Source organism: Methylobacterium sp. J-076 (assembly GCF_022829405.1).
GTDB lineage: Bacteria > Pseudomonadota > Alphaproteobacteria > Rhizobiales > Beijerinckiaceae > Methylobacterium.
The window spans coordinates 96,514-112,568 of record NZ_JAKSXW010000134.1; the positions used below are offsets into that span (position 1 = coordinate 96,514).

The 16,055-nt window shown below is 72.4% G+C and carries 16 protein-coding genes; 6 read left to right on the forward strand and 10 right to left on the reverse strand.

Annotated elements, in window-relative coordinates; translation table 11 throughout:
- Positions 1–62: 62 nt before the first annotated feature.
- The 3 genes from MKK53_RS17815 to mfd all read right to left on the reverse strand — a co-directional run bounded on the left by MKK53_RS17815 (position 63) and on the right by mfd (position 5,351).
- Positions 63–401, reverse strand: coding sequence for a metal-sensitive transcriptional regulator (locus MKK53_RS17815; RefSeq protein ID WP_409564355.1), 339 nt, complete (start codon positions 399–401; stop codon positions 63–65).
- Between the two features lie 101 nt (positions 402–502).
- Positions 503–1,357, reverse strand: coding sequence for a manganese catalase family protein (locus tag MKK53_RS17820; protein ID WP_243930050.1), 855 nt, complete (start codon positions 1,355–1,357; stop codon positions 503–505).
- 397 nt (positions 1,358–1,754) lie between these two features.
- Positions 1,755–5,351 (reverse strand): transcription-repair coupling factor, encoded by a 3,597-nt coding sequence (gene mfd, locus MKK53_RS17825; protein ID WP_243930051.1) that lies wholly within the window; start codon positions 5,349–5,351, stop codon positions 1,755–1,757.
- A 290-nt stretch (positions 5,352–5,641) separates the two neighbouring features.
- On the opposite strand from mfd, the gene MKK53_RS17830 reads away from it, so the two are divergent.
- Positions 5,642–5,989, forward strand: a complete 348-nt coding sequence (locus MKK53_RS17830; RefSeq protein WP_243930052.1) for a BrnA antitoxin family protein — start codon at positions 5,642–5,644, stop codon at positions 5,987–5,989.
- A gap of 25 nt (positions 5,990–6,014) precedes the next feature.
- Here MKK53_RS17830 and MKK53_RS17835 read toward each other — a convergent pair whose 3' ends face one another.
- Positions 6,015–6,260 (reverse strand): hypothetical protein, encoded by a 246-nt coding sequence (locus MKK53_RS17835; RefSeq protein WP_243930053.1) that lies wholly within the window; start codon positions 6,258–6,260, stop codon positions 6,015–6,017.
- Between the two features lie 13 nt (positions 6,261–6,273).
- Positions 6,274–6,570, reverse strand: a complete 297-nt coding sequence (locus MKK53_RS17840; RefSeq protein ID WP_243930054.1) for a succinate dehydrogenase assembly factor 2 — start codon at positions 6,568–6,570, stop codon at positions 6,274–6,276.
- 172 nt (positions 6,571–6,742) lie between these two features.
- Here MKK53_RS17840 and thiE point away from each other — a divergent pair, with 172 nt between their 5' ends.
- From thiE to MKK53_RS17855, 3 genes are all read left to right on the forward strand, one after another.
- On the forward strand, positions 6,743–7,459 hold the full coding sequence (gene thiE, locus MKK53_RS17845; RefSeq protein ID WP_243930055.1) for a thiamine phosphate synthase: 717 nt from the start codon (positions 6,743–6,745) through the stop codon (positions 7,457–7,459).
- Complete coding sequence (gene thiD / locus MKK53_RS17850; protein WP_243930056.1) at positions 7,456–8,262, forward strand: bifunctional hydroxymethylpyrimidine kinase/phosphomethylpyrimidine kinase; 807 nt, start codon at positions 7,456–7,458, stop codon at positions 8,260–8,262. The genes thiE and thiD overlap by 4 nt, the downstream gene beginning before the upstream one ends.
- Positions 8,263–8,442: 180 nt before the next feature.
- Positions 8,443–9,072 carry a helix-turn-helix domain-containing protein gene (locus MKK53_RS17855; protein ID WP_243930057.1) on the forward strand — a complete coding sequence of 210 codons (630 nt, stop codon included), beginning with the start codon at positions 8,443–8,445 and terminating at the stop codon, positions 9,070–9,072.
- A 133-nt stretch (positions 9,073–9,205) separates the two neighbouring features.
- Here MKK53_RS17855 and MKK53_RS17860 read toward each other — a convergent pair whose 3' ends face one another.
- From MKK53_RS17860 to MKK53_RS17880, 5 genes are all read right to left on the reverse strand, one after another.
- Positions 9,206–9,784, reverse strand: coding sequence for an ABC-type transport auxiliary lipoprotein family protein (locus tag MKK53_RS17860; RefSeq protein WP_243930058.1), 579 nt, complete (start codon positions 9,782–9,784; stop codon positions 9,206–9,208).
- 120 nt (positions 9,785–9,904) lie between these two features.
- On the reverse strand, positions 9,905–10,987 hold the full coding sequence (locus MKK53_RS17865) for an MlaD family protein (protein ID WP_243930059.1): 1,083 nt from the start codon (positions 10,985–10,987) through the stop codon (positions 9,905–9,907).
- Between the two features lie 4 nt (positions 10,988–10,991).
- Positions 10,992–11,816, reverse strand: a complete 825-nt coding sequence (locus tag MKK53_RS17870; protein WP_409564357.1) for an ABC transporter ATP-binding protein — start codon at positions 11,814–11,816, stop codon at positions 10,992–10,994.
- 138 nt (positions 11,817–11,954) lie between these two features.
- The gene (locus MKK53_RS17875) at positions 11,955–13,031 is read right to left on the reverse strand and encodes an ABC transporter permease (RefSeq protein WP_243930082.1); all 1,077 of its coding nucleotides are present in this window, start codon (positions 13,029–13,031) and stop codon (positions 11,955–11,957) included.
- Between the two features lie 199 nt (positions 13,032–13,230).
- Positions 13,231–14,397, reverse strand: a complete 1,167-nt coding sequence (locus tag MKK53_RS17880) for an MFS transporter (protein WP_243930061.1) — start codon at positions 14,395–14,397, stop codon at positions 13,231–13,233.
- A gap of 139 nt (positions 14,398–14,536) precedes the next feature.
- On the opposite strand from MKK53_RS17880, the gene MKK53_RS17885 reads away from it, so the two are divergent.
- Positions 14,537–15,544, forward strand: a complete 1,008-nt coding sequence (locus tag MKK53_RS17885) for a hypothetical protein (protein ID WP_243930062.1) — start codon at positions 14,537–14,539, stop codon at positions 15,542–15,544.
- A 53-nt stretch (positions 15,545–15,597) separates the two neighbouring features.
- Positions 15,598–16,029 (forward strand): DUF1489 family protein, encoded by a 432-nt coding sequence (locus MKK53_RS17890; RefSeq protein WP_243930063.1) that lies wholly within the window; start codon positions 15,598–15,600, stop codon positions 16,027–16,029.
- The last annotated feature ends 26 nt before the right edge of the window (positions 16,030–16,055 follow it).

A 16,055-nucleotide genomic window follows, 5' to 3' on the forward strand; every position in this document is an offset into this window, starting at 1 on the left:
CGCTTCGCCCCCGCCCGCCGGCCCGAGAGAGCCAGTTCCGCCGCCCCGTGGCAACGGCGGGCTCACCCGTCCCGGCGCATGGCCGCGCGCAGGACGCGCATCACGTCCTCGATGGCCACGGCCTCGGGCACGTCGGGCCGGGCGGAGAGCCTCACGCCCACGGCCACGTGCTCGGCGATGATCGCCAGGGCCACCTCCCGCAGGGCCGCGCTCATGGCGTTGATCTGCTGCAGTTCGTCGAGGCAGTAGCGGTCTTCCTCGACCATCTTGCGCAGGCCGCGGACCTGCCCTTCGATCCGGTTCAACCGCTGCACCAGGGGGCGCTTGACCGCCTCGCTCCGCTTCAATTGGATCCGGTCGGCGACGAGCTCGCCCTCGATCTGTTCCTCGGACCCGGTCAAGGGGGCTGCTCCGTTCGCGAAAACCGCCCCCTCTTATCATAGGATAGCGTGCGGTGAGGGAAGCCCGCGGCGGTCGGGCGACCGCCGCGGGCCCCGGAGCCTTAGGCCATCTGCTCGGTCTGCGCCCCGCTGTCGGGCCGGGCCGGGCCGAGGACGGGCTCCTCGCCCATCGGCTTGTTCTTGAACATGCTGTAGGTGCCCTTGCCGTCCAGCGACGGCCCCTGCGTCCAGCGTCCCTCCGGCGCGGTGCCGTCGACGGAGTTGACGTAGAAGTTGTAGGCGTTCGCGCCGTCCTCCTTCTCCTGGGGGAAAGAGTTCGGGATCGGCAGGTTGCCCTGCTGGCCGCCGAGCTCCTCGATCACCGCCAGCCACTGCTGCTGGTGCATCGTGTCGCGGGCGATCATGAAGTGCAGCATGTCCTTCATGCCGGCATCGTGGGCGGCGTTGTAGAGGCGGACCGCCAGCACCCGGCCCGTCGTCTCGGCGGCGACGTTGCAGTACATGTCGGCGGCGAGGTTCCCGCTGGCGTAGATGTGGCTCATGTCGAAGGGCACGCCTTCGCAATTGGCGGGGAAGGCCGCCAAGCCGGTGGAGAGGATGTGCCGGTGGAGCATGCCCTCGATGGTGTGCCGGGCGTTGCCGCCGCCCATCACCGTGCCGACGATGCCGTCGGCCGCGCCCTCCTCCTGAAGGGTGGTCGGGGCCTTCTCGAGGTTCAGCGCCACCGCCGTGGCCAGCATCTCGATATGGCCCATCTCCTCGGTGGCGGTGTTGAGGAGCATGTCGCGGTACTTCGTCGTCGGCCCCCGGGCGCCCCAGCCCTGGAAGAAGTACTGCATGCAGACCCGGATCTCGCCCTCGATGCCGCCGATCGCCTGCTGGAGCATGCGGGCGTAGATCGGATCGGGGTTCTCGACCTTGACGGGATACTGAAGGCGCTTGTCGACGTAGAACATGGAGGTTCCTCCCTGCGGAAGCGCAGCGGACCCGATTGATACTCAGGTGGAGTATCTGCCGGTCTCAGGGGTTGAACCTCGCGAATCCGGGAAGGTTCGGTCGCGCCGGGCAGAAAAGCGGTCGGATCGTCTTATGCTTCCCTCATCCCGGCCCCCTGAGACTGTTGCGCAGCGCCTCGGTGTCTGGCCGAGAAGCTTGAGCGGCCCCTCCCTCCCGCCTCGTCTTTGCGAGCGTCAGCGAAGCAATCCAGGGCAGCGGGACGCCTCAAGACGGTGGCGGAACCCTGGATTGCTTCGCTGCGCTCGCAAAGACGGGGGGGTGGTCTTCGCCTTTCCGGCCAGACTCTCAGGATGAGGGGAATGGGTGGGGGGAGGGCAACGTCGCGTCGCCTGTCCCCTAGGCCGCCTTCTTCCCCCGCTCGGCGATCTTCACGAGGCTCCTGAGCACGTCGGTGGCGGTCTTGAGCCGCGCCGGGATGGAGGGCAGCTCGCGCACGAACACCACGCTCATGTCCGGGCGCACCTTCGCGAAGGAGGCCTGCTCCGCGACGAAGGCCACGAGGCCCGTCGGGTTGGCGTAGGACCGGTCGCGGAAGTGGACGACCACGCCCTTCGGCCCGGCCTCGACCTTCTCGATGTTGGCCCGCAGGCACAGGATCTTGATCGTGCCGATCTTCAGGAGCTGCTCCACCTCCGGCGGCAGCGGCCCGAAGCGGTCGATCATCTCGGCGCCGAAGCTCTCCATCTCGGCGTCGTCCTGGATGGTGGCCAGCCGCCGGTAGAGGGCGAGGCGCACGCCCAGGTCCTCCACATACTCCTCCGGGATGGTGACGGGGGCGCCGAGCGCGATGGTGGGGGACCACGCCTCCTCCGGCACGTCCTCGATGCCGGCCTTGAGGGCGGTGACCGCATCCTCCAGCATCTGCTGGTAGAGCTCGTAGCCGACCTCCTTGATGTGGCCGGACTGGGCGTCGCCGAGCAGGTTGCCGGCGCCGCGGATGTCGAGGTCGTGGGAGGCGAGCTGGAAGCCCGCGCCCAGGGTGTCGAGCCCCTGGAGCACCTTGAGCCGCTGCTCGGCCTGCGGGGTGAGCTGGCGCCCGGCCGGGGTGGTGAACAGGGCGTAGGCCCGGGCCTTCGAGCGGCCGACCCGGCCGCGCAGCTGGTAGAGCTGCGCCAGCCCGAACATGTCCGCCCGGTGGACGATGAGGGTGTTGGCGGTGGGGATGTCGAGGCCCGATTCCACGATCGTGGTCGAGAGCAGCACGTCGAACTTGCCCTCGTAGAAGGCGGTCATCACGTCTTCCAGCTGCCCCGCCGCCATCTGGCCGTGGGCCACCGCGACCTTGATCTCCGGCATCTCCGCATCGAGGAATTTCTTGACCTCCGCGAGGTCCTCGATGCGCGGCACCACGTAGAACGACTGGCCGCCGCGGTAGCGCTCGCGCAGCAGCGCCTCGCGGATGGTGAGCGGGTCGAAGGGCGTGATGAAGGTCCGCACCACCAGCCGGTCCACCGGGGGCGTGGCGATGATCGACAGTTCCCGCACCCCGGTCATGGCGAGCTGCAGGGTGCGCGGGATCGGCGTCGCGGAGAGGGTGAGGACGTGCACGTCCGCCTGGAGCGCCTTCAGCCGCTCCTTGTGGGAGACGCCGAAATGCTGCTCCTCGTCCACGATCAGCAGGCCGAGATCCTTGAACGCGATGTTCTTGGCGAGCAGGGCGTGGGTGCCGACCACGATGTCGACGGTGCCCGCCGCGAGCCCAGCCCGGGTCTGCTTCATGTCCGCCGCCGAGACGAAGCGCGAGAGCTGCGCCACCTGGATCGGCAGCCCCTTGAAGCGCTCGGCGAAGGTCCGGTAGTGCTGGCGGGCCAGCAGGGTGGTGGGCACGATCACCGCCACCTGCTTGCCCGAGATCGCCGCCGCGAAGGCGCCGCGCAGCGCCACCTCGGTCTTGCCGAAGCCGACATCGCCGCAGACCAGCCGGTCCATGGGGCGGCCGGCATTGAGGTCGTCCAGCACCGCGTCGATGGCGCCGGCCTGGTCCTCGGTCTCCTCGAAGGGGAAGCGGGCGGCGAACTCGCCGTAGAGCCCGTCCGGCGCCTTGAGGGCGGGGGCCTTCTTCACGAAGCGCTGGGCGGCGATCTTGATGAGCTCCCCCGCCATCTCGAGGATGCGGCGCTTCATCTTGGCCTTGCGGGCCTGCCACGCGCCGCCGCCGAGCCGGTCCAGGGCGACCTCGGAATCCTCCGAGCCGTAGCGGGTGAGCAGCTCGATGTTCTCCACCGGCAGCAGCAGTTGGCCGCCGTTGTACTGCAGCTCGAGGCAATCGTGCGGGGCGCCCGCCGCGTGGATCGTCCTGAGGCCGATGAACCGGCCGATGCCGTGGTCGGCATGGACCACGAGATCCCCGGGCTGGAGGGCCTGGACCTCCAGGATCACGTCCTGCGGGCGCTTGGCCTTGCGCTTCTGGCGCACCAGCCGGTCGCCCAGGATGTCCCCCTCCGACACCACCGCCAGCTCGCCGACGGTGAAGCCGGCCTCCAGCCCCCACACCGCCACCGCCGCGTCGGCGCCGCGCTTGAGGGCGTAGACGTCCGACAGCCGGGTGATCGCCACCGGCTTCTTCAGGCCGTGGTCGGCCAGCACGCCGCAGAGCCGGTCCCGGGACCCGTCGGACCAGGATCCCAGGATCACGTGATGACCGGATCCCATGAGGTCGCGGATATGGGCCACCGCCGCGTCGAACACGCTGGCCTGCTCGTCCGCCCGCTCGGCGGCGAAGGTGCGGCCGGGCTTGGCGCCGCAATCGATGACGGCGCGCTCGGCCGTCTCCGGCTGGTCGAAGGGGGTCAGCCGGGCGACCGTCACCGTGGCGATGCGCTCCTTCACCTCGTTCTGGGTGAGGTAGAGCGCCCGGGGCGGCAGCGGCCTGTAGGGCGCCACCCCCGCCTGCGGGGCCTTGAGGGCGGTCTCGCGGGCGTGGAAATAGTCCTGCACCAGGGCGAGGCGCTCGCCCGCCGCCTCCTCCACCTGCGGGTCGAACAGCAGGGGCACCCCCGCGAGGTAGTCGAACAGGGTGTCGAGCTCGCCGTGGAACAGGGGCATCCAGTGTTCGAGGCCGGCATAGCGCCGGCCCTCGCTCACCGTCTCGTAGAGGCGGTCGTCCCGGGTCGGGGCGCCGAAGCTCTGGACGTAGCCCTGGCGGAAGCGCCGGATCGTCTCGGTGGTGAGCTGCACCTCGCTCATCGGCACGAGGTCGAGGGAGCGCAGCTGCCCGGTGGTGCGCTGGGTCTCGGGGTCGAAGGCGCGGATCGATTCGAGGGTGTCGCCGAAGAAGTCGAGGCGGATCGGCGCGGCCAGCCCCGGGGGCGACAGGTCGAGGATGCCGCCGCGGACGGCGTACTCCCCGGTGTCGCGCACGGTGCCGGTGCGCAGGAAGCCGTTGGCCTCCACCCAGGCGACGATGTCGTCCATCTTCACGACGTTGCCGATGGCGGCCGAGAAGGTCTCCCGGGCGATGTGCGCCTTCGGCGGCACCCGCTGCACCAGGGCGTTGATGGTGGTGCAGAGGATGCGCGGGCGCTCCTCCGACGAGCGCGTCCGGGCGAGGCGGGCCAGCGCCGTCACCCGCTGGGCGGCCACCGCGGTGGTGGGCGAGACCCGGTCGTAGGGCTGGCAGTCCCAGGCCGGCAGGGACATGATGTCGAGCTCGGGGGCGGCGAAGCCGAGCGCCGCCTGGAACGAGGCCGAACGCCCCGAATCGCGCGCCACGTGGACCAGCACCGCCGGGCCCTTGGCCTCGGGGGCCAGGGCCCGGGCGAGGTCGGCGGCCACCACCGCGTCGAACCCCTCCGGCACCCCCGCGAGGATGGGGCTGTCGCCGCGCCTGAGGGCGTCCATCGCCTTGGCGAGGGCGGAGGACTTCGGCAGGGCGAAGCGGGCGGTCTGCGGTTTGGGGGCAGCCGGCTGGGGCTTCGGTTGAGGCTTGGCCATCGGGGCTCGTTCGCGGGATGTTCGTCCGCCGGGGGCGGCGTCCACGGATGGACCGGGCGTTAGCCCATCGCGCCGCGGCGATCCAGGGTTCCCGCTGCGCCGCAACCCCGCATCGCTCGCGGACTGGCGCCGGTCTCGATGTCATCGACGCCCGGTGGGACTATGGAGAGGTCCGGCGCGTCACCGTCGGCGCCGCGCGGGGAGCGTCTTTACGGTCGTCTACACCCTGCGCGGCCCCGTGACGTCGCTTGTCACGGCCTGGCCGGCGAACCGGAAGGAGCGGGCCCGCTATGGCGAACGCCTCTGAGATCGTCTTCACCCGCCTGTCGGACGGGACTTTGCTCGGCCGCCAGCCGGACGGCTCCTACCGGCCCGTCGCCTCGCAGAGCGACCGGGCCAAGCTCGCCGCGCTCACCGAGGCGGACATCGAGACCCTGGCGGCCACCGACCCGGACCATCCCGGCCTCGACGACGCGTTCTGGGAGGGCGTGCCCGCCGCGCCCCCCGCCAAGGAAGCGATCTCGATCAAGCTCGACAGCGACGTGCTGCAGTTCTTCCGCAAGGACGGGCGCGGCTACCAGACCCGCATCAACGCGATCCTGCGTCATTACATGCAGGCGAGCGACAAGACGGGCTGACCGCTCGCCCCTCCTCAGTCCCCCCTCAGCCCTTGGCCCCGACGATCTCGTCCAGCGCCGTCTCCACCCGGCCGCGGAAGAACTCCGCGTTGGGCATGCCCGCGGTCATGGCGGCGGCGCGCTCGCCCGCCTGCCGGAGGATCTCGGCGCGCAGCGTCGGGTCGGCGCGCTCCAGCATCTCGAGCATCACCCGGACCACCAGTTCGGTGGCGATGGAGCGGGCCGGGTGGTCGTAGGGCGGTCGCGCGTCGGCGGAATCCGGCTCGCTCATGGGTGGGTCCTCGTCAGGAATGGATCGGTGCGTCGTGCCGGTGGAAGTCGCGCAGGCGGCGCCACACGGGGGTGTCGTAGTTCGAGGGCGTCTCGGCCTCGCCGGTCAGCCACTTGAACAGGTCGCGGTCGGGCACCTCGATCAGCGCCTCGAACAGGTCGAGCTCCGCATCGGACAGGGTGCCGATCTGCGCGTCGGCGAAGCGGCCCATGATCAGGTCCATCTCGCGGATGCCCCGGTGCCAGGCCCGGAACAGGGTGCGGCGGCGGCGGGGGTCGAGGTCGGCGCTCGAACGGGTCGTTCCGGACATTGCTCTCCGAGCCTTTCCGTCGGGGGGATGAGGGTGAGATACGCCTGCCGGGGGCCCGTATCCAGGGGCGCCCGCGGTGCCCGTCGCTTGCCAACCCGGCCCGCGCCACCCAAACAATAGCCATCGCGGACGGCGCCGGCAGGGGCGGGCGTGTCCGGGCCGGAGGGCGACGATGGCGGCGGGTGCGATGGCCGACAGGGCGGAGGCGGGGGCGCGGGCGGTGGACCTGCGACTCTACGGCCTGCTCGATACCGGCGTGTGCGGCGGCGACGGCGAGGCCCTGGGCCGCCTCGGCGCCGAGGCGGCGGCGGGGGGCTGCACCCTGCTCCAGTACCGGGAGAAGGACATCGCCGACGCCCGCGCCACCCTGGAGCGCCTGCGGGCGATCGGGGCGGCGCTGGGCGGGCGCGTGCCACTCCTCGTCAACGACCGGGTCGACCTCGCCCTGGCGGCGGGGGCAGACGGCGTGCACCTCGGCCAGTCGGACATGCACCCCGCCGATGCCCGCCGGCTGCTCGGGCCGGGGGCGATCATCGGCCTCACCGTGAAGTCGGCGGCCCAGGCGGACGAGCTGTACCGGCTGCCCATCGACTACGCCTGCATCGGCGGGGTCTTCGCCACCACGAGCAAGGACAACCCGGACCCGCCGGTGGGCCTCGACGGGCTGTCGCGCATCCTGTTCCGGGCGCGGCTGGCGCGGGGGCCGGGCCTGCCGGTGGGGGCCATCGCCGGGATCGGCCTCGACAACGCGGGCGAGGTCATCGCCGCCGGGGCGGACGGGGTGGCGGTGATCTCGGCCCTGTTCGGGGCCGAGCCCGTGCGCGAGAGAGCCCGCGCGCTGCGCGCCCGGATCGACGCCGCCCTGGCGCAGCGGGGGGCGGGGCGATGACGCCGATCGCGGTCACCATCGCCGGCTCGGATTCCGGCGGCGGCGCGGGGATCCAGGCCGACCTCAAGACCTTCTCGGCGCTCGGCGTCTACGGCGCCAGCGTGATCACCGCGCTGACGGCGCAGAACACCCGTGGCGTCCAGGGCATCCACGACGTGCCGGCCGAGTTCGTCGCCCGCCAGATCGACAGCGTGTTCTCCGACCTGACGGTCGGCGCGGTGAAGATCGGGATGCTGTCCCGGCCCGACGTCATCGCCGCCGTGGCCGACGGGCTCGCCCGGCACGCGGGGGGCATCCCGGTGGTGCTCGACCCCGTGATGGTCGCCACCAGCGGCGACCGGCTCATCGCCGGGGAGGCGGTGGCGGTGCTGCGGGCGCGGCTGCTGCCGCGGGTGGACCTCATCACCCCCAACAGGCCCGAGGCGGCGGTGCTGCTGGACGAGCCGGACGGGGACGACGGCGCCGGGCAGGCAAGCCGCCTCCTGGCGCTCGGCGCCCGGGCGGCGCTGGTGAAGGGCGGCCACGGCACCGGCCCCGAGAGCGTCGATCACCTCGCCATGGGGGACGGGTTCACCCTGCGCCTGGCCGCCCCCCGGGTGGCGACCCGCAACACCCACGGCACCGGCTGCACCCTCTCGGCCGCCATCGCCGCCTTCCTCGCCCGGGGGATGCCCCTGCCGGAGGCGGTCCCCGCTGCCAAGGACTACCTCACCGCCGCCCTCGCCGCCGCCGACCGGCTCGCCATCGGCGGCGGCCACGGGCCGGTGCACCACTTCCATGCCTGGTGGAGCGAAGGCCCGTAAGCGGCTGCCGCGCCTCGCGAAGGCGGGGCGGGTTTCCCTCCCCCCGCTGCGCAGAGGGGGAAAGAGGGCGCGGCCGTAGCACGGAGGCACCCCGCGAAACCTTGCGCCCGTCATCCGTTTGCGTTTGAAGAAGCGTACGATCGTTCGATGAACGGAACGGGCCGGGCGGATCGAAGGGCCATGCGGGATCAGGCGGAGCGGACGGAGCGGCCCGGCAGGACGCGGGACCTGCTGACGGGGGCGCAGGTCCTGTCGGGGCAGCTCGGCAAGACGATCCAGCGCCTGCGCAAGGCCTACAACCTGTCATTGTCGGACCTCGCCGAGCAATCCGGCGTCGCCAAGTCGATCATCAGCCAGATCGAGCGCAACGAGACCAACCCGACGCTCGCCACGATCTGGCGCCTGTCCCAGGCCCTGGACGTCTCGATCGAGCGCGTCCTGGCGGCGGGGGACGAGGAGCCGTTCATCGAGAAGACCTCCCGCGCCGACACGCCGATCCTCGTCTCCGACGATGGCAAGGTGCGGCTCGCCATCGTCGGCTGGATCAAGACCGTCGAGTGGCTGCAATGGTACGAGGTCAGCGCCGACCCCGGCGGGGTGCTCGATTCCGATCCGCACCAGCGCGGCTCGGTGGAATCCCTGTCGGTGACGGAGGGGGTGTTCGAGGTCGAGGTCGGCGGCGCGCTCCAGCGGGCCCGGCCCGGCGAGACCCTGCGCTACCGCTGCGACCGGCCCCACCTCGTGCGCTGCGCCGAAGGGCCGGGCCGGGCCACCATGGTGGTCATCATGAAGGCCGCCGTGATGGAGTGAGGGGTAACCCTCCTCCCACCCCCACCGTCATTGCGAGCGAAGCGAAGCAACCCGGGGGCAGCGCCACGTTCGGAGGCGGCCCGCATCCCTGGGTTGCTTCGCTACGCTCGCAAAGACGCGTGGTGGCGGGGACCTACCGCCCGGTGTTCACCCAGCGCACGATGTCGCCGAGCACGGTGACGAGGGCTTGGTCGAGGGCGCGGGCGCCGGAGCCGGCATCCACCGAGGCCACGGGCACGCGCGCCGTGAAGATCCGCGCCGCCGCCACCCGGCCGGTGCCGTCGGCCACGAGCTTGAGCGACAGGTCCACCACCGCCTCGCCCGTGGCGGTCTGGATGTCGAAGGCCCGGATCTCGCTGATCAGCTGGTAGTCCGCCGCCACCTTGTCGCCCGGCCGGCTCACCGAGCGCAGGCGTCCGGAATTCTCCAGGCTCTGGATGATCCGGGTCTGGATCAGGCGGGGGAGCCGGTCGGCCCACTGGCCGCCGCCGAGGAAGGAGAGCGAGCCGCCGCCCTCGCGCACGATGATCCGGTCCGCCTCGAAGGGCTGGATGCCGACCGGTTCCGAGACCACGATCGCCCGTCCCGCCGCGGTGGGGCGCCCGCCCACGGGCAGGGCGGCGAGGTCGAAGGTCAGCGGCGCCGCGCCGCCGCAGCCGCCGAGGGCGGCGGCGAGCAGCAGGGTCGCCGGCAGGAGTCGCGGTCGGGTCATACGCACAACCTGTCAGATCCTGCCGCAGGCCGGCAGGACACCAAAGCTATGCAGGCGAAACTATGCCGTCGCGGAATCGCTGCAGTGCGCCCCGGCACAATCACCCGACGACGGCCGGATTCAGCGGCCACCGTTGTATTCGGGCAACGACGGCTTGCCCCCGAAGATGACCTGCGACGGATCCCGCTCCAGGCTGCGCACGGTGCGGTTGAGGGTGCCGAGGGTGCGCTGCCCGTCGCCGGACAGGGCCTCCACCTCGCGCCGTCCGCTGCCGGAGAGGCGGCCGACGCTCGTGGTGATGCTGGCGGTGCGCTTGTCGAGGTTCTCCGACATGGTGCGGAAGGCGCGGCCCGCGTCGCGCACGGAGATCGCCGCCTCGCGGATCTCGGTGAAGGTGCTCGCCCCCTCCTTGCCGGAGGCGGAGCCGAGGAAGCCCTCGGCGCCCTTCAGCACCGCGTCGATCCTGTCGGCGGAGGCGTCGAGCTTGGCCGCCAGGGAGCGGGCGTCGTGCACGCCCGCCTGGATGTCGGGGCCGGCGCCGGCCAGGGCCGAGGAGAACTTGTCGGCGTTCTCGACCACCCGGCCGAGGCGGTTGCCGTCCACCGCCTTCACCAGGGCCGCCATGGAGGGAGCGGCGTCGGCGAGGGTCTTCGAGAAGGTCTCGACGTTGGAGAGGGAGCGGTTGATGGCGCCCTCGTTGCCGGCCACCACCCGGTCGAGGCGGGAGAGCATCTCGTCGGCCCGCTGGGCGACCTGGCGGGCGAGCGCCATCATGTCCTGGATGTCGGAGGTCTGGGCGAAGATCGTCGCCGGCTCGCCGTTGGCGCCGGGCTTGAGGGGCGGCGCGTCCGCGTCGCCGCCGGTCAGCGCGATCACCGAGACGCCGGTCAGCATCGCCGAATCGAGCCGGGCGCGGGTGTCCGCCTTCAGGGGCGTCGAGGGCTCGACCTTGACCATGGCCAGCACCCGCCGCGGATCCTGCGGGGCGAGGTGGATGTCGGTGACCTCGCCGACCTTGATGCCGTTGAAGGTCACCCCCGAGCCCCGCGACAGGCCGCCGACCGAGCCGGAGAAGACGATCCGGACGCTCTCGCTGACCTGCCGGGACGAGCCCCCCGCCAGCCAGAGGGTGAAGCCGAAGCCCGCCAGGATGACGGCCAGGGTGAAGGCGCCGATGAGGGCGTAGTTCGCGCGGGTTTCCATGAGGTCAGCCTCCGGTCGCTGCGGCGAGGGGATCCTGGCTTTGCGCCTTCAGGGCGGAGGGGCCGCCCGCGACGGCGCGGGCCCGCTTGCCGTGGAAGTACGAGCGCAGCCAGGGATGGGGGTTTTCCAGCATCTCCTCCACCGTGCCGGCGGCGATGATCTGGCCGTCGCCCAGCGCCGCGATGCGGTCGCAGGCGGTGTACAGGCTGTCGAGGTCGTGGGTGACCATGAATACGGTCAGCCCCAGCGTCTCCTTGAGGGTGGAGACGAGGTCGTCGAACTCCCCGGCGCCGATCGGGTCGAGGCCCGAGGTCGGCTCGTCGAGGAACAGGATCTCGGGGTCGAGCGCCAGGGAGCGCGCCAGCGCCGCGCGCTTGATCATGCCGCCGGAGAGTTCGGAGGGCAGCTTGTCGGCGGCGTCCGGCTTCAGGCCGACCATCTCGATCTTGAGGCGGGCGAACTCGTCGAGCAGCCGGCCGGAGAGCTTCAGGTGCTCGCGCATCGGCACCTGGATGTTCTGCTTCACGGTCAGCGAGGAGAACAGGGCGCCCTGCTGGAACAGCACGCCCCAGCGGGTCTCCATCCGCCGCCGCTCGGCGTAGCTCAGCCCGTCCACATCCCGGCCGAACACCTCGATGGTGCCGGAGCGCTTGGGCACGAGGCCGAGGATGGTGCGGGTCAGCACCGACTTGCCCTGCCCCGACGGGCCGACGAACCCCAGGATCTCGCCCCGGCGGATGTCGAGGTTCAGGCCCTTGAGGATGGTCTTGTCGCGAAAGCCGACGACGAGGTCGCGCACGCGGATGATGGGGTCCTGGGACTCACTCACCGGCCGCCCCCCTGCGCCACCCGTCATCGCGAGCGTCGCGAAGCGATCCAGGGCAGCGGGCCATCGCCTGGCGTGGCGCCGCTGGAGCGCTTCGCGGCGCTCGCAATGACGGTGCGGGTGAGGTCATACGAGGCGGTCTCAGAAGTCGATGGCGGCGAAGAACACCGCGAACAGGCCATCGAGGACGATGACCATGAAGATGGACTTCACCACCGAGGCCGTGACGTGGCGCCCGAGCGATTCCGCCGAGCCCTCCACGGCGAAGCCCTCGATGGTGGCGATGAGGCCGATGGTGAGCGCCATGAACGGCGCCTTGATCAGCCCCACCGTGACGTGGTGCACCCCCACCGCCGCCTGGAGGCGGGCCAGGAACTGGTCCAGGGTGAGGCCGCCGTAGACCATCGCCGTCAGCCCGCCGCCGGCCAGCGCCGCGAGGTCGCCGATCAGCGTCAGCATCGGCAGGCTGACCATCAGCGCGAGGATGCGCGGGACGATCAGGATCTCGGTGGCGTCGAGCCCCATCACCCGCAGGGCATCCACCTCCTCGCGCATCCGCATGGAGCCGATCTCGGCGGTGATCGCCGAGCCGGAGCGGCCCGCCACCATGATCGCCGTGAGCAGCACGCCCATCTCGCGCAGGATCAGGAGGCCGATCAGGTTGACGACGAAGGTCTGCGCGCCGAACCGCTGGAGCTGGAAGATGCCCTGCTGCGCGATGATCCCGCCCACGAGGAACGAGATCAGGATGATGATCGGCGCGCCGTTCAGCGCCATCTGCTGCAGCTGGTTGACCAGGGCCGTCCCGCGGAAGCTCCGGGGCCGCAGGGCGACCCGGCCGCAGGCGGCCATCACCTCCCCGAGGAAGCCGGTCCCGACGACCATCTGCCGCCCGCCGCTCGCCACCTGCCGGCCGAGGCCGTCGAGGAGGCCGAGGGCGAACCCGAGCGGCTTGGGGGGCACGGGGGCCTCCCCGCGGATCGCCACCTCGCCGAGCAGGGTCCGGTGCTCGGGGCGCGTGCCGAGATAGCCCAGCGCGCCGCCCGCGGCCTCGACCTCGGCGCGGGTCCGCTCCAGCACCCAGGCGCCGAGGGTGTCCAGGCGTTCGATCCCGCCGAGGTCGACGACCAGGCGCGCATGCCCGCCCGCCGCGATCCGGGCGGCCGCGGCCTCCACGGCCGGCGCTTGGTCGGCGGTCCAGCGTCCGCCGAGGCGCATCCGCCCGTCAGCCGCCTCCGTCAGCGATGCCGTGCCGGGCGCGAGCCCATCGGTCAGCACGAGCGGATCTCCTTCATTACACGCGCGTCCGCCGCGCCGGGCATCGGGAGCGGACCGTAGGGCAGAGCTTGCCGCACGCCGTCCGTGCGGGCGGACACGCCGCGGTCACGGTGCATGGTGCGCCAGGGATATGACGAGATTAGGGTTGAGGATTCCTCTCTCGGCCCCATCGTCCCGCCGCCAGGGCGAGGGCGAGCCCGCAGGCGGCCAGCGGCGCCATGGCGAGGAACACGGCGGCCCCCGCCTCCCGGTAGATCAGCCCGCTCGCCAGGGTCGCCGTCACCGACACGCCCGCATTCACCGCCGAGAGGGTGCCCTGCGCCCGCCCCCTCGCGCCCTCCGGCGAGAGGGAGGAGACCGCCTCCATCGTCCCGAGCTGCGTCGCGCCGAAGGTCAGGCCGTGCAGGGCCTGCAGGGGCACCAGGGTCTCCAGCCGGTCGCCCACCAGGAACAGCCCGGCCGCCCGCACGATCCCCGCCGTCGCCCCCACGGCCAACAGGGGCACCGGCCCGCGCCACGCCGCCGGGAGGAGGGGGGCCGCCGCGAACAGGGCGATCTCGGCCAGCACCCCCGTCGCCCACAGGGCGCCGACGGCCGCCGGCCCGATGCCGTGGGCGGTCCAGTGGATGCTGCCGAAGCCGTAGATCGCCGCGTGGCTCGCCTGGATCGCCGCGCCCGCGGCGATGCACAGCCAGAGCCGCCGGGGCAGGCGCGGGGCGGGGCCGGGGGCGGGGGGCCGCCGCGGCTCGGCCTGCGTGCGGTCGAGGCTCGCCGTGAGGCAGGCGACGAGGGCGAGGCCGGTGAGCAGGATCGGCACCGCCAGCCGCCCGCCGAGGGCGGCGAGCAGCGCCCCGCCCACGAGGTTGGCGGCGAGGAAGGCCACCGAGCCCGCCAGGCGGATGCGCGCATAGGAGAGGCGCGGCTCCCGGCGCACGGCGGCGAGGGTCAGGTAGTCGATGGAGGGGACGAGGGGCGCGGCGGCCACCGCGTTCAGCACGGTGAGCACGGCCAGCGCCGGCCAGCCGAGGGCGGAGGCGGGGGCCATGGCGGCGTAGGTGGCGGCCACGCAGGCGCTGCCGGCCACGATCAGCCGCCGCGCCCCGAGCCCCCGGTCGATCAGCGCCATCAGCGGCGCCGTCGCGACGATCCGCGTGGCGATGGGCAGGGCCAGCAACAGGCCGATCACCCCAGCATCGAGGCCGAGGGTGGACAGCCAGACCGGCATGAACGGCATGGCGATGCCGATCTCGGTGAAGACGACGGCGTAGAGCAGCGACAGGCGCAGCGCGCCGGGGGGAGCTGGCACGGGACGGGGGAGGGGGCTGCCGGGGGCGGAGCGCGTCGTAAGCGCGCGTTAAACCACCCATGTCAATCTCGTGGCCTCCCGGGACGCGTCGGACAGGGACCCCGCCCTGCCCGGCGCCCCTCATTCGGAAGCCCCGTCGATGTCCGGTCTGCCCAGCGCCCACGCGATCGATGCGGGGGAATACGCCGCGATCGAATCGACGATCGGCGCCAGCGAGCGCGGGCAGCGCTTCCTCGTCGAGCACGCCCGCCGGGCCCGCACCGGGGAGATGCAGACCGTCCTCACCGCCATCGAGCAGCTGGAGCGGGCCGTCACCGTCGACCGGGCCGCGGAGGCGGTCGGCAACCTGCGCGGCGACCTCGTGGAGATGGCCGAGGCGATCAGCCGGACCAAGGCCGAGATCACCGCGATCAGCGTGCCCGGCGCCGACCAGACGCGGCTCGCCACCGCCTCGCAGGCGCTGGACGCCATCGTCCGGGCGACCGAGCAGGCGACCTCCGACATCCTCGGCGCCGCCGAGGCGGTGCAGGAGGCGGCCTGGACCCTGCGCGAGCGCAACGTCGAGCCCGAGACCTGCGAGGCCCTCGACCGGCACGCGACGGCGATCTACACCGCCTGCTCCTTCCAGGACCTCACCGCCCAGCGCACCGCGCGGATCATCTACACCCTGCGCTACCTGGAGGACCGGATCACCGCCATGATGGCGATCTGGGGCGGGGAGATCGCCCGGATCCCGCCGCCGCCGGAGGCGGGCGGGGGCGCCAAGCCCTCCGAGGAGGATCTCTGCCAGCTCGACGTGGACCGCTACATCGCCATGACGGTGCCGGCCATGACGGCGGCGGCCATCGTCGCCCAGCCGGGCAGCCCGGCGCTCCACGAGGACATCGTCTTCGTCCCGGTCTCGCCCCCCGCCGGGACGGATACGGTCCAAGGTCCTGCCCAAGGGCTTGCACAAGGTCCTGCCCAAGGTCTTGCGCAAGCCCCCCTCACCGACGCGCCCGCCCCGGAGGCGGCCGCGGAGCCGGCCTGGACGGCGGAGGTGGAGACCGACCCCCTGTTCGAGTTCGCCCTGGAGGAGCCCGAGGCGATGTCCCTCGCCGGGCTCGACGCGGAGACCCCGGAGCGGCGTCTCGCGCTGTTCGCATGAGGGGCGGGCAGCCGGTATAGGGGGCGCCGACCCCGCGCTCCCTCCGGCTCTCCGTGGCTCTGCACCTCATCAAGCTCAGCGTCGGCCCCGCCTCGATCGCCGACCTCGCCGCCCGCCAGACCGCCTACCGCGCCCGGGAGGGCACCGCGGCCCATCCCGTCCACGTGACGCGGACCCTGCCGAAACGCCACCGGGACATCGCCGGCAAGGGGTCGCTCTACTGGGTGATCAAGGGCAGCCTGTGCTGCCGGCAGGCGATCCTCGCCCTGGAGCCCCTGACCGGGGAGGACGGGATCCCCCGCTGCCGGATCGTGCTGGATGAGCGCCTCGTGCCCGTGACGCCCCGGCCCTGCCGCCCCTTCCAGGGATGGCGCTACCTCTCCGCCGCCGACGCCCCCGCCGATCTCGGCGAGGGCCAAGCGGGCGACCTCGCCGAGATGCCGGAGGCGCTGCGCCGGGAACTCGCGTCCCTCGGCCTGCTGTAGCGGGCCGCCGAACGCGCCGCCGCCAC